Origin of the sequence: Streptomyces sp. NPDC001270 (assembly GCF_042896695.1) — a bacterium.
Classification (GTDB): domain Bacteria; phylum Actinomycetota; class Actinomycetes; order Streptomycetales; family Streptomycetaceae; genus Streptomyces.
Window position 1 is genome coordinate 57,952 of the sequence record NZ_JBIAXM010000035.1, and the last position, 19,585, is coordinate 77,536.

17 protein-coding genes and 3 pseudogenes are annotated in these 19,585 nt (G+C 69.0%); 9 read left to right on the top strand and 11 right to left on the bottom strand.

Annotated features, from left to right (window positions below; all coding sequences use genetic code 11):
• Positions 1-412: 412 nt before the first annotated feature.
• The 6 genes from ACFY2B_RS38010 to ACFY2B_RS38035 all read right to left on the bottom strand — a co-directional run bounded on the left by ACFY2B_RS38010 (position 413) and on the right by ACFY2B_RS38035 (position 8,780).
• Positions 413-1,504, bottom strand: a complete 1,092-nt coding sequence (locus ACFY2B_RS38010; RefSeq protein WP_390767621.1) for an integrase core domain-containing protein — start codon at positions 1,502-1,504, stop codon at positions 413-415.
• 439 nt (positions 1,505-1,943) lie between these two features.
• Complete coding sequence (locus ACFY2B_RS38015; protein WP_390767637.1) at positions 1,944-3,302, bottom strand: hypothetical protein; 1,359 nt, start codon at positions 3,300-3,302, stop codon at positions 1,944-1,946.
• Complete coding sequence (locus ACFY2B_RS38020; RefSeq protein ID WP_390767622.1) at positions 3,302-5,287, bottom strand: hypothetical protein; 1,986 nt, start codon at positions 5,285-5,287, stop codon at positions 3,302-3,304. The genes ACFY2B_RS38015 and ACFY2B_RS38020 overlap by 1 nt, the downstream gene beginning before the upstream one ends.
• Entirely contained in the window at positions 5,284-6,078 is a 795-nt protein-coding gene (locus tag ACFY2B_RS38025; RefSeq protein ID WP_390767623.1) for a TIR domain-containing protein, read from the bottom strand. The genes ACFY2B_RS38020 and ACFY2B_RS38025 overlap by 4 nt, the downstream gene beginning before the upstream one ends.
• Before the next feature lie 334 nt (positions 6,079-6,412).
• The gene (locus tag ACFY2B_RS38030; RefSeq protein WP_390767624.1) at positions 6,413-7,657 is read right to left on the bottom strand and encodes a helix-turn-helix domain-containing protein; all 1,245 of its coding nucleotides are present in this window, start codon (positions 7,655-7,657) and stop codon (positions 6,413-6,415) included.
• 808 nt (positions 7,658-8,465) lie between these two features.
• The gene (locus tag ACFY2B_RS38035) at positions 8,466-8,780 is read right to left on the bottom strand and encodes a calcium-binding protein (protein WP_390767625.1); all 315 of its coding nucleotides are present in this window, start codon (positions 8,778-8,780) and stop codon (positions 8,466-8,468) included.
• A gap of 206 nt (positions 8,781-8,986) precedes the next feature.
• Between ACFY2B_RS38035 and ACFY2B_RS38040 the strand changes: the two are divergent.
• A pseudogene (locus tag ACFY2B_RS38040) lies at positions 8,987-9,229 on the top strand (hypothetical protein); the annotation flags it as partial.
• A 1-nt stretch (position 9,230) separates the two neighbouring features.
• Here the strand turns inward: ACFY2B_RS38040 and ACFY2B_RS38045 are convergent.
• The 3 genes and pseudogenes from ACFY2B_RS38045 to ACFY2B_RS38055 all read right to left on the bottom strand — a co-directional run.
• Positions 9,231-9,509, bottom strand: a pseudogene (locus ACFY2B_RS38045) (NAD(P)/FAD-dependent oxidoreductase); the annotation flags it as partial.
• Entirely contained in the window at positions 9,506-9,919 is a 414-nt protein-coding gene (locus ACFY2B_RS38050) for an arsenate reductase ArsC (RefSeq protein ID WP_390767626.1), read from the bottom strand. The gene ACFY2B_RS38050 and the pseudogene ACFY2B_RS38045, both read right to left, overlap by 4 nt.
• A 51-nt stretch (positions 9,920-9,970) precedes the next feature.
• Positions 9,971-10,606 (bottom strand): arsenate reductase ArsC, encoded by a 636-nt coding sequence (locus tag ACFY2B_RS38055; protein WP_390767627.1) that lies wholly within the window; start codon positions 10,604-10,606, stop codon positions 9,971-9,973.
• A 74-nt stretch (positions 10,607-10,680) separates the two neighbouring features.
• On the opposite strand from ACFY2B_RS38055, the gene ACFY2B_RS38060 reads away from it, so the two are divergent.
• The 4 genes and pseudogenes from ACFY2B_RS38060 to ACFY2B_RS38075 all read left to right on the top strand — a co-directional run bounded on the left by ACFY2B_RS38060 (position 10,681) and on the right by ACFY2B_RS38075 (position 14,350).
• Positions 10,681-10,989: an ArsR/SmtB family transcription factor gene (locus ACFY2B_RS38060; RefSeq protein ID WP_390767628.1), complete on the top strand. Its 309-nt coding sequence runs from the start codon at positions 10,681-10,683 to the stop codon at positions 10,987-10,989.
• Positions 10,986-12,104: an ACR3 family arsenite efflux transporter gene (arsB, locus tag ACFY2B_RS38065; RefSeq protein ID WP_390767629.1), complete on the top strand. Its 1,119-nt coding sequence runs from the start codon at positions 10,986-10,988 to the stop codon at positions 12,102-12,104. The genes ACFY2B_RS38060 and arsB overlap by 4 nt, the downstream gene beginning before the upstream one ends.
• Positions 12,101-13,162 (top strand): annotated as a pseudogene (locus tag ACFY2B_RS38070) (ArsO family NAD(P)H-dependent flavin-containing monooxygenase). The gene arsB and the pseudogene ACFY2B_RS38070 overlap by 4 nt, the downstream one beginning before the upstream one ends.
• Positions 13,163-13,579: 417 nt before the next feature.
• Positions 13,580-14,350 (top strand): tectonin domain-containing protein, encoded by a 771-nt coding sequence (locus ACFY2B_RS38075; RefSeq protein ID WP_390767630.1) that lies wholly within the window; start codon positions 13,580-13,582, stop codon positions 14,348-14,350.
• Between the two features lie 772 nt (positions 14,351-15,122).
• On the opposite strand, the gene merB is transcribed toward ACFY2B_RS38075, so the two are convergent.
• Positions 15,123-16,094, bottom strand: a complete 972-nt coding sequence (gene merB, locus ACFY2B_RS38080; protein WP_390767631.1) for an organomercurial lyase — start codon at positions 16,092-16,094, stop codon at positions 15,123-15,125.
• An 85-nt stretch (positions 16,095-16,179) separates the two neighbouring features.
• On the opposite strand from merB, the gene ACFY2B_RS38085 reads away from it, so the two are divergent.
• Together ACFY2B_RS38085 and ACFY2B_RS38090 are read left to right on the top strand one after the other, a co-directional pair.
• Positions 16,180-16,653 carry a heavy metal-responsive transcriptional regulator gene (locus tag ACFY2B_RS38085; protein ID WP_390767632.1) on the top strand — a complete coding sequence of 158 codons (474 nt, stop codon included), beginning with the start codon at positions 16,180-16,182 and terminating at the stop codon, positions 16,651-16,653.
• 40 nt (positions 16,654-16,693) lie between these two features.
• Positions 16,694-17,056, top strand: coding sequence for an ArsR/SmtB family transcription factor (locus ACFY2B_RS38090; RefSeq protein ID WP_390767633.1), 363 nt, complete (start codon positions 16,694-16,696; stop codon positions 17,054-17,056).
• Here ACFY2B_RS38090 and ACFY2B_RS38095 read toward each other — a convergent pair.
• Positions 16,996-17,361 (bottom strand): ArsR/SmtB family transcription factor, encoded by a 366-nt coding sequence (locus tag ACFY2B_RS38095; RefSeq protein ID WP_390767634.1) that lies wholly within the window; start codon positions 17,359-17,361, stop codon positions 16,996-16,998. The genes ACFY2B_RS38090 and ACFY2B_RS38095 overlap by 61 nt on opposite strands.
• A gap of 105 nt (positions 17,362-17,466) precedes the next feature.
• Between ACFY2B_RS38095 and ACFY2B_RS38100 the strand changes: the two genes are divergently transcribed.
• Together ACFY2B_RS38100 and ACFY2B_RS38105 are read left to right on the top strand one after the other, a co-directional pair.
• Positions 17,467-18,849 carry an NAD(P)-binding domain-containing protein gene (locus ACFY2B_RS38100; protein WP_390767635.1) on the top strand — a complete coding sequence of 461 codons (1,383 nt, stop codon included), beginning with the start codon at positions 17,467-17,469 and terminating at the stop codon, positions 18,847-18,849.
• Entirely contained in the window at positions 18,846-19,565 is a 720-nt protein-coding gene (locus tag ACFY2B_RS38105; RefSeq protein WP_390767636.1) for an MFS transporter, read from the top strand. The genes ACFY2B_RS38100 and ACFY2B_RS38105 overlap by 4 nt, the downstream gene beginning before the upstream one ends.
• Positions 19,566-19,585 lie beyond the last annotated feature (20 nt).

The following is a 19,585-nucleotide window of genomic DNA, read 5'->3' on the forward strand; positions in this document are numbered from 1 at the left end:
TGGGGGCTGAGTGGGGAGTCGGGGTGGGGGTGGCGGGTATGCCGGTGTGGGGCGGGGGTTTCGGGTGGTCGGCCATACGGGCGGGGCGCGGGGTGAATAGCCGTGACGGGGCCCGCGTGGGCCGTTCAGCCGGGCGTGATGGTGGTGTCGTTATTGCGCTTGGTCGCAGGTTCGAGTCCTTGGCGGGGCACCAGACAGATGGGAACGGGGGCGGGCGGTGGGCTCCGGGATCACGGATCACTGTGGAGTCCACTCTGCACCTGTGAAAGCGGCTCGGCCGCTGGCCGCAGGTTAGAGTCCTGGGCAGGAGCCGCAGGCAAGGGCTGGTCATGACGCACCCTCGGTGACCTGCGGAGATTCGCTCATCGTGACGATGTCGACACTGTGGGTGCCGATAAATCATCCGGCCTGGTCAGGCGGCATGTTGGTACTCGTGGAGGGTTCCGCCGAGTCGGTCTCGTCGGCGTACCTCCAGGGGTTTGATCTGCGCTGGTTCGTTGATCGGTTGGGGGAGTGGGCGGATCGGCGCGGCTTGCTTCAGGGCTCGGTGCGGCCGGTGCTCGTTGTAATGGGTCTCGAACTCGCGTCGCGCGTGGACCAGGTGGCTCTGGTTCCAGATCAAGATGCGGTCGAGGAGTTCGCGTCGGCAGGTCTGTATCCAGCGCTCCATGATGGAGTTCATGCGCGGTGTCTGGATGCCGGTGGTGACGACCTTCAGCCCGGCGTCGGCGAGCAGGGCGTCGAAGGCGGCCGTGAACTTCGAGTCTCGGTCGCGGATGAGGAACTTGGCCGTGCTGCCCGCGTCCTCGAGGTCCATGAGAAGGTTGCGTCCGAGCTGGACGGTCCACTGTGCGGTCGGGTGTGCGGTGGCACCGAGGATCCGGATGCGTCTCGTGGCGTGTTCGATGACCGCGAAGACGTACATGCGCGTGCCTGTCAGGGTGCGGGTCTCGAAGAAATCGCAGGCGAGCAGTGCGTCGGCCTGGCTGCGGAGGAAGTCGGGCCAGGTCGTGTGCTGCCGTTCGGGTGAGGGCGGGATGCCGTGCTCGCGGAGGATCTCCCAGATGGTCGAGGCGGCGACCTTGATGCCGAGTGCGGCAAGCTCGCCGTGGATGCGGCGATATCCCCACGAGGAATTTTCACGGGCGAGGCGCAGGACGAGGGTGCGCATCGAGCGGACGGTGGGCGGGCGGCCGCGGCGCTTGGGCACGCAGGTCGCTGCATGGCGTCGTTTGAGCAGGTCACGGTGCCAGCGCAGAATCGTGTCTGGACGTACCAACAGCAGGAGGTGCCGCAGCTTCTCCCTCGGGAGGTGGTGAAGCAGGCCGGCGAGGACGGCGCGGTCGGTATCGGTAAACGTGGGCTTGCCGACCTGACGCTGCAGGACGAGCAACTGGTGGCGCAGCGCGAGGATTTCGATGTCCTTGTCGCGGTCGCTCATCGGCAGAAGGCGCAGGAGTGCCAGGGTGTTGGTCGCGGCGAGACAGGCCAGGCGCAGCAGCACGACCGATCATGATGCCGTCCGCCCCTGTCCAGGTGAAGACAGCAGGACGGCTGTCCGTTGTATCGGAGATCGGCAATCAAGGCTGTGACCTGGGAGGATGATTTATCGGCACCTGCAGTATCCAGGAGCTTCCCGGTGACGAGCGGCATGGATATCTGGGTCCGTTTTAACCAAGCCCGGCGTGCGCCAGCGTGTGACCAGAAGTGATACGGGAATTGCTTGGCGCGCCGAGCTGGAAGGCGACCGGACCGGCGGGACTTGGGAGTAAGTGCCGACACGGATACGGGTCCGGGAGATTGCGCTGACGCGTATGGCGCCGTCGGACGGCACTGGTCCTGCGTACTGGTACTACAACCTTAAGACCTGAGGCTGTAGTACTGGGCTCCCCCGGCCGCGGTGTGAGGTGAGGGGAGCCCCGGGAAGCCGACCGTCTACCGGATCAGCTCCCGGCCTCGTCGTCCTCGTCCAGTGCGCGAGGTGCGGCGGGCCGGTGCGGGCTGTGTGAGGTGTCCCAGGGGCGCGGTGGTGTCATGTCGTCCTCGCTTGTGTCCCACCAGCCTTGGTCTTGTTCGCCCGCGCTGCTCTCCGCCGCCCCCGGCCTGAACGTGCCCGCGCCCGCGTCAGCATCCGGGTCCGCGGCCGCGTCGCTGAACGGCGAGCCCTCGGGGGCTGGGAAGTCGGCCGACCAGGGCCCCGTGGTGCTCCCCTCATCTGAAGGGCCCCCCTCCGCCCCCTCGCCCCCGCTCTCGTTGGGTGCCGGCAGAAGGGTCCGCCTGATCTCCTCGGCGGCCTCGTCCAGCCCGGCCGTTTCCAGACTCCGCACCACACGGTGCACGAACACCGTGTACTCGTCCATGTCCGGCTTCAGACCCAGCGCCGCCAGCAACAGGAGCAGCCGGTCCGAAACCCCTACCTCCTCCTCACGTTCGAACGTCCCTCCTTCCTGGCTGTGTCCGTCCCACAGCGGGCCCCCGACGGTCGCTTCGCTCCGCGTGCCCACAGGCGGGACGAGCAGGTGGCGGAAGAGCTCGGGCACCTCCTCGTCGTTGGCTGCCGCCGCGATCTGGGCGAGCGGGCCGATCATGTCGACCGCCTTCTCGATCTCGTTCTCGTGACGGGACAGCCACCACACCACCGCGCTGCCCGCGCTCTTGAGCACGTCGTCACCGAGGTAGCGTCGCTTGTTGCGCTCGTGCTGACGCTCGTACTCCCAGATCTCCTCGTCTTTGCGAAGGTCGTTCAACTTCCGCAGGCGCTCGCGGTCGGCAGGGGCGAGGGTCAGCGTCACATCGGCTGCCAGGGCCTTCACTCGTCCGCTCCGGTCCGGGAGCGGGACGCCCAGTTCCCCCTCCAGGAGATACCGCGCGAAGCTCGCCCGGCCGGGCTCTTCACGACGGACGACCTCCAGGGCCCGGTTGACGATCGAGGACACGGCAAGGACCGGGGAGGCTCCGTTGGACCGTTCGGCGTGGTCGAGGGCCGGCCTCCACCACACGGTGGCGGAGAAGAGGAAGTCGTAGCCGTCCGCCGCGCTCGGCAGTGCCGCGTCGACCACTCGCGTCTCCTGGTACGGCTGCTCCGTCGGCGCCGCGGGTGGCTCGGGCTCCCCGGGTTCGTACGGGTCGGCTGACGCGCGACCGCCGCTGAGGACGGTCATCACGAGCAGCAGGGAGCCAGAGGTCGTGACCAGGGACATGAAGCCCCACAGCCACGCCGACCAGTGCAGGAGGTTTCCGAGAGCAGCCGGTGAGAGAGCGCAGAGAGCGGCGAACAGCAGGCTGCGAAAGCGGTGTTTCATCATGCCTCTTCCGTGGTCCGTGGTCCGGCGCCCGCACACTCCGTACTCTCCATGCGGGCGTACTGTGCGTGGTCGATGTGCTGCCAGAGGAGGGCGGCGACGGCCGCCGCCCGGGAGGGGTGGCGTGCGTTCCCCGCCCAGTCGCAGGCGATGGCGTAGAGGCGGTTGAGAGCGACCGCACGGCCGTTAGCCGCACCGACCATCACGCCCAGCGCCATCTCCCGAGTGCTGTCGCCTGCCGCGGCGGTCAGCCAACTGATCACCAGCGGCTTCCAGAGTTCCGTCGATGGCTGGGAGAAAACCGTCTCCCACCCCAGGTACAGGTCCGGCCACGGTGCCGGGTCCGGTGCCCGGTCGCTCCTCAACAGCTCCATGAGCAGTCGGAGATGGGGCTCTGCCCTGCGCGGCTCCTGACGCGTCCGGTCCCGCAGGCGGTCGATCAGCAGCCGGTAGAGCCGACGGTTGCGACTGCCGAGGTCGAGAAGGGCCGCCCGGGCTTCGTGCGCCGCCTTCCCCTTCCGTACCGCGAGGTAGTGGAGCCGCACCATCGCCTGATTCGGGTGTGTCGCGCCGAGGCTCTGACGGCACGCGACGGTCAGGACGCGGGCGAGGCCGTCCGACAAGGGGCCGGACCTCGCGCATTCGTACATGCGTCTGCGGAACCATCCTCCGAACCTCTCGTGGCTCAGACCGAGTTCGAGGGCCGCCACGGCTTGCGGGTCGCAGGACGCACCGGTCGCGCTGTCAGCCCAGCGGACCACAAGGTCGAAGAGGTGGTCGGGCCGCCCGACGTCCAGGGACCGCTCGCCGAAGCGGACGACGACGTTCACCCGGTCGTCGGCGGTCAGACCGCGGAGCCCGGCGACACGGCCGATCCAGTCCCTGAGGTCCTCGCGCGTCCCGGGGAAATTCGCCCAGAAGTACGTCCGTACCGCGTCGGCGTAGGCCAGCTGCCCGAAGCGGAGTCGTCCGTCCGGGTCTCGCTCGATCCCGAGCGCCGCCAATCGCTCGCCGAAATCCGTCCGTGCGAGCTCGGTCGTCGCCTCTTCCTCGTGCCTCAGCGTCCACATCAGGCCGTGCCACGCCTCGTAAATCGTGTCGGCCTGGGCCTCCTCGAACACCGCCGTGGCGAGCAGCAGGGCCCGCTCGGGCGCGGTGCGGACCGTGGCCACCTGTCGGCCCACCTCACCGGCACGGTCGGTCACCGCGTGCAGCGCCTGGTCGAGCCATCCCGCGAAGTCGGCACCGAACCGGCCGCTGTCGCGGGCGTTCCTCAGCAGCCCCGCGAGCCGCGCCAGTTCCCGCATGGGGGAGCGGTCGTACAGGCGCTGGAGGTCGGCGCTCCCCAAGTCAGCGGGGCGGAAGGTCATCCGGTCCATGCGGAGGTACCGGGTGACGACGGCGACACCCCGGGGGCGTCCCAGCGTCACCGTGTGCGGTTGGAGGTCCGGCGCGTGGGCGTGCTCCATGCCCGACGGCAGGACGACGACCATGTGGGCCCCCGCCTTCTGGACCTGCGATCGGCGTACGGCCAGGTGGCGTTGGGCCTTGGTGTACGCCTCCTCGTCGGCGATCCCGGAAAGGTCGAGGAGGAAGCGGTCCCCCTCGCCGGGGGCGAGGGGGACCTCGTCCTCGTCCGTGGCGGGAAACTCCTCGAACCGGCCTCCCCCATCGTTGGCGCCCCCGTCCTCACCGAGTTCGTGCAGCAGCATGATCGCCGCGGCGCGTCGGCCGCTGCCGGGCGGAGCCTCCAGCAGCACCACCGATCCGGGCTTCTCCAGGCAGTCGGCGGCGACGCGGTAGCCCACCGGCGGAACGAACCGGTCTGCCAGGCGCATCCGGTCCTCACGGACGATCCGGAGAGACTCGACTCCTTTGCGGATCATCCAATCCGCGCCGGCGCCGTAAAAGACGTACTGGGGCCCCGCGCCGTTGTTCACCGGGCCACGCGGATCGTTGACGGTGACGCGGTCCTGCTCGGTCATCGTTCGTCGTCCGAGCATCGGGGCTCGCGCTCGAAGCGCTGGTGGACCGTACCGCTGTTGTCACCCGCGGTGAATTGGACCCCGGTGTTGTCGCCCTGGAAGTGGGGGGCGTTGTACTGGTGGCCCCGACCGGTGTTCACGGGCCCCTGCGGCTCGTTGACGAAGGTGCCGGACAGGTCTCCGTTGAGGTTTCCGATGCCGCCGCGCACGCGCTGCTCGACGTCTCGCGTCCGCATCCTGGTGTGTTCGACATCCTGGGTCGACGTCTTGCGGGACTTCGCCTCCGCCTGCTCTCGCGCCGCACGGGCGTCACGGTCCACCGCGCCCAGGTCGGGAAGCAGCCGGGCGAGGGCGTCGCCGAGCGCCGTCAGATCCGATTCGGCGTTGCGGTGGTCGAACCGCCTGTACTGGCAGTCCGCCAGCTCCCGCAGGTCGTCCGGGAGGACGGTGCGGTCGATCCGCGTGGCCTTTCCGACAAGCACGGGGATCACCAGGATCCCGCGGTCGAGCGCGGTCCGGATCTCACGCCGGTTCCAGTCCTGTTCGGCTTCGAGGGCGAGGCGGCCGTCGGCCCCCCGTACCTCCGCCCAGCGCGGGCCGATCACGGCGAGGAGCGCCCCGCACTCCTCAACCGCCCTGACCAGTTCCACCGGGAAGCGGTGGCCGGACTCGATCGAGTTGCTGGCGAAGAAGATCCGCTTGGTGCCGAACCGCCGGATGAGCTCCCGAGCGATCATGGTCGCGGCGGATTCCTCGTCACCCGTGCGGTAGTTGACGAAGACATCGGGCATGAAGGTTCCCTTCGTGAGAGGAAGACGGAAGACAGGGGTGAATGGGTACGAGCGCGGGGGCTGCGGACCTGGGCTCCGAGGCCCAGGTCCGCCTGAGTCATGAGGTCCCGACCGTGTGACGGCATGACGCGTCCACGGGAGGGCGTACGGATGGAGGTGCGTCGCCCGGCGCGTCACTGGTCGCGGGCAGCCCGAAGAAGCCGGGCGCGCGGTGCGAGGCAGCGGACGGAAATCAGAGGGTTCCGCCGGGGGATCGTGGGATCCTGAAGGCTGGAGGGACCAGGTAGCCCGGCGCGCCGGGTGGCTCGAACCGGTGCCGGTCGTGGAGCCGGTGTCAGTCGTGAGTGGGGGCGAGAACCGCTGCCAGCGCCGGCTGCAGATCGCGTACGGCCCGGCTGCTCCGGAACCGGGAGAGTTCCCGTGCGAGCCGCCGGACGTCGCTGTTCACCGTCGCCGAGGGCACGGCCGGCATCACGGCCAGGAGCTCCCCGGCGATCGTGCACGCGTGCTCGACCTCTCCGGAGGCGGCGTGCGCCAAGGACCTGCGGAAGCCGTACCGGGCACGGGTGCGCAGCGCGTGCGGCGGGAGGCGACGGTACTCCTGGTCGAGGACCTCGGCAGCGGCCTTGGGACGACCGAGGTCGTGCAGGCACCAGCCGGTCGTCATGGCCGCCGGATCGCTCACGTGGGTGGTGCCGATCACGGGCTCGGCGCCGCTGCGGGCGTCATTCCTGTCGAGCAGTTCCCGCGCCCTGTCGAGGCTGCGGAGGCAGTCGCGTTCGTCGCCGACGAGCGCGTGTCCCTGCGCCTCCCGCTGGGCCGCGAGTCCCCGGATGCGCGGCGGGAGTTCGTCGCTCTGGGCCCGGCGGGCCAGGGCGACGGTGCCCGCGGCGTCCCCGCCGTAGAGCGTGACCAGGGCGCGTCGCACGAGCGCGTAGGAACCGAGGTACGGATCGCCCCCGGCGCGCGCCAGTTCGGCGGCCTCACCGGTCCAGCTGAGCGCCGCGCCGCTGTCCCCGGCCTCCTGAGCCATCCAGCCGGTGAACTCCGCGAACCGCGACGCGAGCAGGAGCATGGGGGCCCGGGTGGCGGACGGGGTGTCGGCGGCCAGCCCGGCGACCGTGCGCGTTTGCGTCTCCAGCAGGGGAAGCAGGATCTTCGGCGCGGTGGACTGGCCAAGCTGTCGTAGCTGGTCGAACTGCATGCGGAAGGAGGGAAGAAGGGGACTGGCGGCAGAGTACGCCTGACCGCCGAGTTTCAGGCCGAAGTCGATCAGCGACCCCGTACCCGCCGCGAGGACCGCCCGACGCCCGACGAACCCGAGGCTCGGGGCGGCGGGGGGCTCGGTGGTGTCCGAGTCGGTCTTGGGGCGGACCACCAGGCGCTGCAGCTCACCGTTCGCGCCGAGGAAGGCGTCGCACCGCCGGGCCAGTTCGGGGGACGCGGAACGCTCCCCGCGCTCGACCTTGCTGAGGTGCCCCTTGTCGTAATTGAGCGCTACGGAGAACTCGGTCAGAGTAAGCCCCGTTTCCTGTCGCAGACGCCGCAGTTCCGGGCCGAAACGTAAAGTTGCACTCATCATTGTCCTCCCCTGAAACAGCGACCGTGAGAGCCGTGCGCCCCCACGGGGAACTTTCGTTCGACGTTCACTGGCCGACACGAAGACCGACGGCGAACACCTACCGTGACGGAGTTGTTTCACTTCGCATCCGAGGCTGAGTCTGGCACGAGGTGTGCCCCAAGAATCGGGGTTCGACGAGGTTGCCCGTTGCCTCTTCTGTTCTTCGTTGTCCTCCGTACCTGGCGCAAGGGTGCATTGGAGATACTCAAGGACGTCGTGGACCCGTTCGGGTTTGACAATGCCCTGGAGGCGTCCAGAACGAGCGGAGGCATCTGCCCTCCTGGGACCGCGTCTGAGGACGAGTCCCGAGAGCTGGACTGAGGATGAGGACCGGGCCTGTCGCGCATCTCGCACGGCGGCCCCGGTGTTCGTGGTCACGATCGGGCTGCCGTTCGAGGGCGGCGATCTGGTGGCGTGGAACGAGGATCTCCGCGTCCCTCTCGCGGTCGCTCACCGGCAGTAGCCGCATGGCAGCGAAGGCATGGGTGACAGCCAAGTAGGTGAGCCGAAGCAACACGAGTGATCATCCTGCCGCAACCGCCTGCAATACCCCCTGAACTGCGTGGATGCGCTTCTCGGCAGGCACAACCGCGATCCAGGGCCCAGGAGCCTTTCGCCGCTTCAAGGACATGTTGGTCACCTCACCGGAGTAGCTGCAGCGGTACTGGTTGTTCTCCGCAGAGCGGCAGTACGGCTGGGCCCGGGCCTGGCTCGCGGATGAGGGCTACCGGCCAGCGCTGCCGGGCGGCCACTGACCCGGGTGCCTTCATGGTCCCCAATGCCGGTATGCCTCGATCCACTCGGCTCCCTCCGGCGCCGGATGCGGCAACGGAAGGTCGAGGATGCCGATCGCCTGCCGGTGCCTGTCTCGCGTACAGACCGCCACGATCTGGTTGCTGGGTAGCAGGTCCACCTTCTTCACGGTGACCTCGACCCCGAGAACGACCGTTTTGAACGGGACGGCCAGATGCTCCGTGAGCATTGTGTACAGGCCCGTGAGCTGCTCTTCGTCGTCGTAGGCGTCCACGGTGGCTTGTTCGACCAGCTCGTCGAGTTCCGCGTCGCTCAGTTTCCTGTCCACAGCAAACACGGTACCGGCGGTGCCATCGGGCCAACGGCCGGCCGCTCTACCCTGAGCCACGGCGGTCGCTTCTCCCGCCCCGAGGGCCATGGTGCTGCCTGGTAGTGCGTTCCGACTTCCCAGCACCTATCGCGAGTTGGCGCCGCCGAGACAGCTGTTCAACGGGTGCGCTCTTGTCGTGGGCGTGATCGGGGCCGAGTGATCGTGTGGGGGCGTTGTCCTCACATGGTGGATACCCAAGCAAAAGGACTTTGGCGCTACAAATCGAACATAACCGGACCGCGCGTGGTCTGCAGGGGCTGATATTCACACGTGACGACCGTGCGGGAGAGGGAAAGTTGTCGTCGCGTCTGGGATTGGTGACCGATGCGGTGGAGGCCGGGCCGGGGCTGGATCTGTACGGGTATGTGGTGGAGCAGTTGTCCCGTGGCGGCCGGGTCGACTATGTGTGATGTCGCCGGTGAGGTCGACGGAGACGATGTCGTCGTCGATCATCTCGGCGCCGAAGCGTTCGGCCTGGGCCCGCATGTTCTCCATCAGGACGGGCCCGTCCACGCCTTCGGGGAAGCCGGGGAAGTTCTCCACCTCGGTCGTGGTCGTCAGCGAGTTGCCCACGAAGATGCTGCTGCCGAACAGCAACGGCTTCAGCTGGGCGCGGGCGGTGTAGAGGGCGGCGGTGTATCCGGCAGGGCCGGAGCCGATGATCACGACGTCCCGTATCTCGCTCATGCCGCGGACTCCGGGGCGATCTCCTTGATCAGGCCCTCGACGAGGGTCTTGATCTCGTCGCGGATCGGGCGCACGGCTTCAACGCCCTGGCCGGCCGGGTCGTCGAGCTTCCAGTCGAGGTAGCGCTTGCCGGGGAAGACGGGGCAGGTGTCGCCGCAGCCCATGGTGATGCAGACGTCCGACTCCTGCACCGCGTCCACGGTGAGGATCTTCGGCGTCTCGGCGGAGATGTCGATGCCCACCTCGGCCATGGCCTCGACGGCGGCCGGGTTCACGACCGTGCCCGGGTGGGAACCGGCGGAGCGGACCTCGACGCGGTCCCCGGCCAGGTGGGTCAGCCATGCGGCGGCCATTTGCGAGCGGCCGGCGTTGTGGACGCAGACGAACAGGACGGAAGGCTTGTCGGACATCGTTCTTTCCTTGCTGCGGTGGATCAACAGGTGATGAGAGGAGTGCGGGGTTCAGGCGCCGGGGAGGCCGGCCAGAAGGTCGGCGACGCGGGCGTCGATGTCGTCGCGGATGGTGCGCACGACACCGATCGGGGCGCCGTCGGGGTCGGCGACGGACCAGTCCAGGTACTGCCGGCCGGGAACCACGGGGCAGGCGTCTCCGCAGCCCATCGTGATGACGAAATCGGCGGCCTCGACGACCTCACTGGTCAGCGGCTTGGGGTAGGCGTCGGCGATGGACAGACCCGATTCCAGGAGGACCTGGGCGACGTACGGCTCGACCTCGGTGGCCGCATCCGTACCGGCGGAGGAGACGATCACACGCTCGCCCGCCCGGTGTGCCAGGAGAGCTGCGGCCATCTGCGAGCGGCCGGCGTTGTGCCCGCACACGAACAGCACCCGCACCACGCCCGACCCCGCTTCCGGGACCTGGGTGTGCGCGAGAGCGTCGAGGCGCTCGGCGGCCAGCCGCTCGGCGAGCACCACCAGATGCGTACGTACCCGGGCGTGTTCCGCGAGGAGCCGGTAGGAGTCGGCCAGCAGCTGCTGCACGGTCTCCACGGAGAAGTGTCCCTGGTGGCGGGCGGCGAGGCGCGCGGCTCCGGCGTTGAGCCGGTCATCCCAGGCGGGTGGTGGTGAGGCGGACACGGGAACCCCTCCGACGGGCCCAACAGTTCAGTTCGGACTGGTATCAGCGCCGAATGATGTGAGAGTATCAGTCCATGATGACGTCAGTCGACACTGATTTGATCCGGGTTCTGGCCGACCCGCTCAGGTTCAAGATCGTGACCCTGCTCGCCCGCGAGACCCTGTGCACCACACATCTGGTCGAGGAGACCGGCGCCAAGCAGACCAACCTCTCCAACCACATGAAGGTCCTGCGCGAGGCCGGCGTGGTGGACACCGAGCCCTGCGGCCGGTTTGTCTACTACAAGCTGCGCCCCGAGGTCCTGGCCGGACTGTCCGAGCAGTTCGCCGCGCTGGCGGAGTCCGCCCGTACCGCTGCCGAGAACAGGAGGGCCTGCCCGTGACCTCCGTCAAGCCCACCACCGCCCCCGCGCCAGGCACCGGGCCGGCCGAGGACGACTCGATCGTCAGGAAGCTGTCCACGCTGGACCGCTACCTCGCGGTGTGGATCCTTCTCGCCATGGCCGTCGGCCTGGGCCTGGGCCGCCTCATCCCGGGCATGAACGACGCGCTCGCGAAGATCGAGATTGGCGGGGTCTCCCTGCCGATCGCCCTCGGCCTGCTGGTGATGATGTACCCGGTCCTCGCCAAGGTCCGTTACGACAGGCTCGACCGTGTCACCGGCGACCGGAAGCTGATGATCTCCTCGCTGATCATCAACTGGATCGTCGGACCGGCGGTGATGTTCACGCTGGCGTGGGTCTTCCTGCCGGACCTGCCCGAGTACCGCACCGGCCTGATCATCGTGGGACTCGCCCGCTGCATCGCCATGGTCATCATCTGGAACGACCTCGCCTGCGGCGACCGCGAGGCCGCCGCCGTCCTGGTCGCGCTCAACTCCGTGTTCCAGGTCGTCGCGTTCAGCCTGCTGGGCTGGTTCTACCTCGACCTGCTGCCACGCTGGCTGCACCTCGGCAACGGCCAGGGGCTGGACGTGTCCGTCTGGCACATCGCGCTGAACGTCATCGTCTTCCTCGGGATCCCGTTGCTGGCCGGCTTCCTGACCCGCCGCATCGGCGAGCAGAAGGCGGGCCGCGAGAACTACGAGGCGAAGTTCCTGCCGAAGATCGGCCCATGGGCCCTGTACGGGCTGCTGTTCACGATCGTCATCCTCTTCGCCCTGCAGGGCAAGACCATCACCTCGCAGCCGCTGGACGTCGTACGCATCGCGCTGCCGCTCCTGGTGTACTTCGCGGTCGTGTTCTTCGGCGCCTTCCTCCTCGGCAAAGGACTGGGCCTCGCCTACGACCGCACCGCGACACTGGCGTTCACCGCGGCGGGCAACAACTTCGAGCTGGCCATCGCGGTCGCCATCGCCACCTTCGGCGTCACCTCCGGCCAGGCTCTTTCCGGCGTCGTCGGCCCGCTCATCGAGGTTCCCGTGCTGATCGGCCTGGTCTACGTCGCGCTCGCCTGGCGCAAGGAGTTCGCCGCCGCCGCGCTGACGACGGCCCCGTGACACGCACCGTGGACGTGGTGGTGATCGGCGGCGGCCAGGCCGGGCTCGCCGCCGGCTATCACCTGCGCCGCAAGAAGACCGACTTCGTCATCCTCGACGCCCAGGATGGGCCGGGCGGGGCCTGGCAGCACGCCTGGGACTCTCTGCGCCTGTTCTCCCCGGCCGCGTTCTCCTCGCTTCCCGGCCGGCTCATGCCCGCCCAGAGGGGTGAGGAATACCCGGATGCCGCGCACGTGGTGGACTACCTGGCCGGCTACGAGCAACGTTACGAACTGCCCGTCCACCGCCCCGTCCGCGCCGAATCCATACAACATGACGCCGGACGACTGCGTGTGGAGACGAACGCGGGCACCTGGTCGGTGCGGGCGGTCGTCTCGGCCACCGGCGCCTGATGGCGGCCCTTCATCCCCACCGTCCCCGGCCAAGGCGTCTTCGCCGGCCGGCAGGTGCACACCACCGGCTACCGCTGTCCGGCCGACTTCGCCGGGCAGCGGGTCGTCGTGGTCGGCGGCGGAAACTCCGGCGCACAGATCGCCGCCGACCTCGCCCTGGCCGAGGACGTCACGCTGACCTGGGTCACCCGGCGCCCACCCCGGTTCCTGGCCGACAACATCGACGGCCGGGCCCTGTTCGACACCGCCACCGCACGGCGCCGCGCCCTCGACGAAGGCACCGGTGACACCGAGGGTGTCGGCGCGCTCGGCGACATCGTGGCCGTCGCGCCGGTCCGCGCCGCCCGCGACGCCGGACTGCTCAAGGCCGAGCCGATGTTCACCCGCCTCACCGCCGACGGCATCATCTGGGCCGACGGGACAAGTACCCGGGCAGACGCGGTGATCTGGGCGACCGGATTCCGGCCCGCCCTCTCCCACCTCGCCCCGCTCGGCCTGCGCGGCAGCCAGGGCCACATCGCCACCGACGGCACCCGCGCCGTGGACGAACCGCGGCTGCACCTGCTCGGTTACGGGGACCGGACCGGACCGGCCTCAGCCACCCTCATCGGAGTCGGGCGGCCAGCCAGGGAAGCCGCCTCCGAGATCGCAGCCTGCCTGCCGTGAACGGCGCAGTCAGCCTCACGAGTTCTGCCGGTGCAGCCGGGACAGGACATGTGCGGCGTCGCGGCCCACACCACGCAGAGTCTTGGAGGAGAAACTGCGCTGGAACTCCACCCCGACGAAGCCCAGCCCCGGCGCCGTGGTGGCGACGCCGCCGCGGTGAAGCGGCCGGCCATCGCTGAATGGCGTGGGGCCAGGTCAGTGGTGGCCAGGCTGGCCTGCCCAGCGCCGATACCGAGGCCGGTTACACCGACCAGCGCGATTATCTGGACAGTAAACAGAGCGCCGCATCGATCCCCCGTGTGGGTTATAACGTTTCCGGCCTCAAAAGCCCGGGACAGACCGTCCGTTCCCTGCAAGCTCAGAGGCAGGGATGAAATAAACATCGATTTTTAGATCATTTCAACCGCAAGTCAGAATATGGGCCCGTTTTTGTTGCTTCGCCGCTCGCCAAATACCCGAATAGCGACATCCACGGCGAAGGGAGCATTCATGGCTGACTGGATCAATGTCTCCGGCGGTCTCACGACCATCTCGGTCGGGTCCAGGACCCACGTGTGGGGCCTCAACTCCTCTGGGCAGATCTACCGGTACACCGGACACGACGCCAACCCCTGGATCGGCATCCCCGGTCGTGCCGTCGATATCGGCGTAGCCGCCGACGGCACCGTGTGGCACGTCAACTCGGCCGGCGGCATCTACCGGTACACCGGAGACCAGGGCTCAACCGACTGGGTGAACATCTCCGGTGGCCTGTCCCGCATTTCGGTCGGTTCCAGGACCAACGTGTGGGGTGTCAACTCCTCCAACCAGATCTACCGGTACACCGGGCACGACGCCAACCCTTGGGTCGGTATCCCGGGCAGCGCGGTCGACATCGGAGCCGCGGCCGACGGCACCGTATGGTGCGTCAACTCGGCTGGCGCCATCTACCGGTACACCGGAGACCAGGGCTCAACCGACTGGGTGAACATCTCCGGTGGCCTGTCCCGCATTTCGGTCGGTTCCAGGACCAACGTGTGGGGTGTCAACTCCTCCAACCAGATCTACCGGTACACCGGACGCGACGCCAACCCTTGGGTCGGTATCCCGGGCAGCGCGGTCGACATCGGAGCCGCGGCCGACGGCACCGTGTGGCACGTCAACTCGGCCGGCGGCATCTACCGGTACACCGGAGACCAGCCGAGCTGACCCACATCGGTAGCGCGTGCGGGGCCCCGGCCGGGTGCCAAGTGGACGGGGCCCCGTAGCTGCGCTGGAACTCCCCACTTCGTTGCACGCCGGACCAAGTGGGGCGACGAGTAGCCCTACCCGACTTCAAGACTTGCCATCAGTGTCCCTTGCCATCCAATTGAGATGTTTTCCAGCGAGCCCAGCCTTTTCACCTTCGATGACAGTGAACCCAGTTGTACTGGTGAGCAGACTGACCGCGCTTGAGCCAGGAGTGAGGGGCCGGAAGTCTTGCCCTGGCGCTTGGGCGAGGCCCACGCTTGGCGGTGAGGCGTCGGTAACGAGCCGTGGAGGCGATCGTGGCCAAGGACTGTTCCGGTAGGTCGAGTCGTTGTACAGCACGACTGCGGTACGGACGTCGCCCGTGGACGTCGTGGCAGGGGCCGCGGAGCATCGTCCGGCTGGGGCGTACGGTCGTCACCTACCAGGCGTACTTGCGCTGGACGCTGACGGCTCCGGTGGCCATGGTCGGGCTGCTGATCGGCGGCGCCGTCACCAAGTTCCTCGTGCCGACAGGTGCGGGGGCCGCCTTCGTCGCCCTGGTCTGGGCGGCGTCGACGCTGCGGGTGATCCGTCTCGTTCCTGCATGTCCTGCCCCTGATGGTGGGCCAGGACCTGGAGGCGCCGGGGCGCGTGAGCCGCGCCGTCCCAAGCCTGCCCCGCCCGCCGGCACGACCGCGTTGCCACTGCCCGGGGGGCCGGCCGCCGGTACTGCCGGTGCTTGACCTCGGTGTCAGCCGGCCAGCAGGGGCCCGAATGTCTGCCGCCCGATCTGCTCGGCGCGCGCCTGGCCGACGACCTTGCCCCGCACGTCCGGGTGCTGCTTGAACCAGGAATGTGCCGAGTCGGCGGAGGTAAAGAAGTTCAGCGCGTCGCAGCACACCGCGGCAGCCGGCCCGCCGCAGGAGCGGCGGCCGACGAACACTACGGCCGAGGGCGGCTCCCACACCATGCGGCCGTTCCGGCTGGTGACGGTGACCGGCTCGCCGGTGACCGGGTCGAACGAGGAGATCACCGCGTCCGTGGCGAGCATCTCGGGGATGCCCAGGGCGTCGATCGCGCACATCGACCACACATGCGTCCCGCCCGTCAGGGTCACCCGGTGGGCGGTCGGCGCGGCGGAGAACGGGTAGGCCGCGCGGATCTGCCCGTCTTCGTCAAGGGTGAGAAAGTCCTCGCGTGCCAGCGTCGCCAGCACCTCGTCGGCGGTGCGTCCGGCGCGCACCGCGACCGGTTCCAGTGCGGCTGTTCGTGGGGCCTGGCCGGTGGTGGCGAAGTGCCGCAGCACCGCTTGGTGCACCACCCGCAGTCCGCGTTCGGCTGGAGCACGCCGGCCGCGTCCGGCCCGGCCGACCGGATTGAGCAGGTCCCGCTCGCAGCAGTCCCCTTCCCCCGGCGCGGACAAGCCCGCTGGGGCCAGGGCCTGGCGTAGTTCGTCCACCCTCGGGGCTCCGTCCACGGTGCCGTCCGCGTGCCGGTAGATCCGGCACGACATGCCCGGCGTGGCCCCGGCCTGCCCGAACGGGTCGACGCCGTCGAACAGGACGGTCGGCGACCCGGTCATGCCCTGCCGGAGTGCGTCGGTCTCATCGTGGACCTCGACCATCTCGACCTGGGCCGCACGCCCGGCCAGCGCAGCCTGGACGCGCTCGCGCGTCACCGGCGCGTTCGGGCAGCCGGGCACGGTCAGCACCGTGATCCGCATGGCTCATCGTCCTTCCGGTTCAACGCCTCCACCAGGGACGCTAGACCTTCCAGTGCACTGGAAGGTCAAGGGCTAGCCTGGAGCCATGCGCATCGGAGAACTGGCCGTCGTCAGCGGAGTACCGGCCAAGACCATCCGCTACTACGAGCAGGCCGACCTGATGCCCGAGCCGCCACGGACCTCCGGCGGCTACCGCGACTATCCCGACGAGGCCAAAACCCGCCTCGCGTTCATCCGCGACGCCCAGCACGCCGGGCTCACCCTCGCCGAAATCCGCGGCATCCTCGCCCTGCGCGACAGCGGACAAGCCCCGTGCAACCATGTCAGCGACCTCATCGGGAAGCACCTTGTCGAGATCAACCGGCGCATGACCGAACTCCGAAAGACCCGCGCCGCACTGCGCGAACTCGCCCAACGAGCCGCCGAAACCGACCCGGCATCCTGCACCGACACCGACATCTGCCGAATCATCAGCAAGCCGAATCAGCACCGCGACAAGAGTACGAGTGGCCGGCCAACACGCTCGACGACAGGAAGCCCCACATCGGCCTCATGCTGAAATCCACCCCAGTCAGCGCCGCACACGACCAACTTCACCATTGAGGGACACTGACTTCCTCAAGGCCCTGGCCGGTAAGACCCGGCAGGCCGTGATGTCCAGTTCGCCAGCGGGATGGAGCGGACCGTCGGCGATCGCCGACGTGTGTGGTCTGAGGTCCCCGACCGCCTCAGAGCACCTGAGCCTGCTGCGCCGCGGCGGCCTGGTCGTCTCCCGCAAGGACGGCAAGCAGGTCTTCTACCGCGCGGACAGCGCCGCCATGGCGCAGCGGCTCGGCGCCCCGAAGGACTACCTGGCGCGCTGCTGTCCGCCGGACGCGGTGGCTGACCTGCGAAGGTGTCGTCAGCCGCGCAGGTCGAGCATCGCGGACATCGCCGCGACCACGGACGGGGCGACCTTGTAATACACCCAGGTCCCGCGCCGCTCGGAGGTCAGCAGTCCGGCCTCACGCAGCTTCTTCAGGTGGTGGGAGACGGTCGGCTGGGAGACACCGACGTCGGCGATGTCACATACGCACGCCTCGCCGCCCGCGTGGGAGGCGACACGGGAGAACAGCCGCAGCCGCACCGGGTCGGACAACGCCTTGAACATCACGGCCATCTTCTCCGCGTCGGCCTGCGACAACTCGGCCGACGTGATCGGCGGGCAGCACGGCACCACGGCCTGGGCGGCCGACACCGGCAGTTCCGCAAGCTCTAGCTTCGACATGTGTCTATGTTGACACTCGTCGATACCTGATGGCAAGCTCCGTGTATCGACAGTAGTCGAAATAAGGGCCGATACCGACCGCGTACCCCGGAGGACTGACCTGCCATGACCACCACCACGTCGGACCTGCCGGTCGTCGTCATCGGCGCCGGACCCGCCGGTCTCGCCGCCGCCGCTCACCTCGTCGAGCGCGGCATCACCCCGCTGGTACTGGAAGCAGGCCCCACCGCAGCCGCCGCAGTGCGCGAGTGGTCCCACGTCCGGCTGTTCTCCACCTGGGGCGAGGTCACCGACCCGGCAGCCGAGAAGCTGCTGGCTCCCACCGGCTGGACCAAACCCGACGCCGCTACCTACCCCTCCGGCGGGGACTGGGCCGACCTCTACCTCCAGCCCCTCGCCGACGTCCTGGGCGCTAGCGTGCGTACCGGCGCCACCGTCACCGGCGTCTCGCGCACCGGCCGCGACCGCGTCGTCGACGCCGACCGCGAGAATCAGCCTTTCGTCGTGCACGTCACCGCGGCCAACGGCAGTGAGGAACGTGTCTTTGCCCGCGCGGTCATCGATGCCTCCGGTACCTGGGCCACCCCCAGCCCGGCCGGCGGCAGCGGCCTCGCCGCCCTCGGCGAGAAGAGCGCCGCCGACCGCATCACCTACCGCGTCCCTGACCTCAAGGACCCGGCCGTACGGGCCCGGTACGCGGGCAAGCGCACCGCGGTGATCGGTACCGGCGCCTCCGCCTTCACCGCGCTGGCCTGCCTCGCCGACCTGGCCAAGTCGGGCGACGGCACCGGCACGAAGGCGGTATGGGTACTGCGCCGCGGCATCTCCGGCGCCACCTTCGGCGGCGGCACCGCCGACCAGCTGCCCGCTCGCGGCGCGCTCGGCCTCGCGGCCAAGGCCGCCGTCGAAGAAGGCCACGCCGACGCGGTCACAGGCTTCCGCACGGAGGCGATCGAGCGCACAGGCGAGCAACTCGTGCCCGTGGCCGAGGACGGCCGCCGCCTGGACCCGGTGGACGAGGTGATCGTGCTGACCGGCTTCCGCCCCGATCTGTCGTTCCTGTCCGAGATCCGCCTCGGCCTCGACGAGCGCCTCCAGGCCCCGACCGCGCTCGCGCCGCTGATCGACCCCAACCAGCACTCCTGCGGCACCGTCTATCCGCACGGCCACCGCGAGCTCGCCCACCCCGAACAGGGCATCTATCTGGTCGGCATGAAGTCCTACGGCCGCGCCCCGACGTTCCTGGCCATGACCGGCTACGAGCAGGTCCGCTCCATCGCCGCCGCCCTCGCAGGCGATCTCGAAGCCGCCGACAGCGTCGAACTCACCCTTCCCGATACCGGAGTCTGCGGCGGCGCCGGACTCTTCGACGCACCTGAAGCCGACCAGAGCAGCGGGGGCTGCTGTACCCCCGCGCCACAGCTCATCCAGCTCGGCGCCGCCCCTGTCTCCGCCGACGTGTCGGCGGGCGGCTGCTGCGGCTCGTGACCAGCCTCAACACCTCCGCACGCGGGGCCGCGACCGGATCGGGGGACCGGTCGCGGCCCCGCGCCGCACTGCCCGCCCTCTGCCTCACCCAGATCACCAGCTGGGGCATCGTCTACTACGCCTTCCCGGTGCTCAACCCCCAGATCACCGCTGCCACCGGGTGGTCGTCGAGCCTGACGACCGCGGCGTTCTCCCTCGGCCTCGTCATATCCGCACTCGCCGGGATCCGCGTCGGCCGGGTCCTCGATCACCGCGGGCCCCGGACGGTGATGACAGCCGGCTCCGCCCTCGGCACCGCCAGCCTGCTGACCATCGCCCTGGCACCCAACCTGCCTGTCTTCCTCCTGGGCTGGGCCGCAGCCGGTCTCGCCATGGCCTCGACGTTCTACCAGCCCGCCTTCGCCGCGCTCACCCGCTGGCACGCCCCCGACCACATCCGGCCCCTGACCATCGTCACCCTCGCAGGCGGCCTCGCCTCAACAGTCTTCGCCCCGCTGACCGCGATCCTCGCCGACCACCTGTCCTGGCGGGGCACCTACCTCACGCTGACCGCAGTGCTCGCCCTCATCACGATCCCCACCCACGCTCTGGCACTCCGGGCACCGTGGCCGAAGACCGCGGACCTCGGCGGATCAATCGGTGCTAGTAGTGCTTGGTCAGATTGGTCTTGGTCCTGCGTGTCTTTCGGGTTCGGTGTGGCGTTAAGTGAGATGTGACTCCGGACGAGGTGACTGCG

Bases quoted from the DNA above. Each gene is read 5' to 3' on its own strand.
- ACFY2B_RS38015 (WP_390767637.1), bottom strand. From the start codon at position 3,302: ATGAAACACCGCTTTCGCAGCCTGCTGTTCGCCGCTCTCTGCGCTCTC.
- ACFY2B_RS38020 (WP_390767622.1), bottom strand. From the start codon at position 5,287: ATGACCGAGCAGGACCGCGTCACCGTCAACGATCCGCGTGGCCCGGTG.
- ACFY2B_RS38025 (WP_390767623.1), bottom strand. From the start codon at position 6,078: ATGCCCGATGTCTTCGTCAACTACCGCACGGGTGACGAGGAATCCGCC.
- ACFY2B_RS38030 (WP_390767624.1), bottom strand. From the start codon at position 7,657: ATGAGTGCAACTTTACGTTTCGGCCCGGAACTGCGGCGTCTGCGACAG.
- ACFY2B_RS38050 (WP_390767626.1), bottom strand. From the start codon at position 9,919: ATGTCCGACAAGCCTTCCGTCCTGTTCGTCTGCGTCCACAACGCCGGC.
- ACFY2B_RS38060 (WP_390767628.1), top strand. From the start codon at position 10,681: ATGATGACGTCAGTCGACACTGATTTGATCCGGGTTCTGGCCGACCCG.
- ACFY2B_RS38075 (WP_390767630.1), top strand. From the start codon at position 13,580: ATGGGCCCGTTTTTGTTGCTTCGCCGCTCGCCAAATACCCGAATAGCG.
- merB (WP_390767631.1), bottom strand. From the start codon at position 16,094: ATGCGGATCACGGTGCTGACCGTGCCCGGCTGCCCGAACGCGCCGGTG.
- ACFY2B_RS38085 (WP_390767632.1), top strand. From the start codon at position 16,180: ATGCGCATCGGAGAACTGGCCGTCGTCAGCGGAGTACCGGCCAAGACC.
- ACFY2B_RS38095 (WP_390767634.1), bottom strand. From the start codon at position 17,361: ATGTCGAAGCTAGAGCTTGCGGAACTGCCGGTGTCGGCCGCCCAGGCC.
- ACFY2B_RS38100 (WP_390767635.1), top strand. From the start codon at position 17,467: ATGACCACCACCACGTCGGACCTGCCGGTCGTCGTCATCGGCGCCGGA.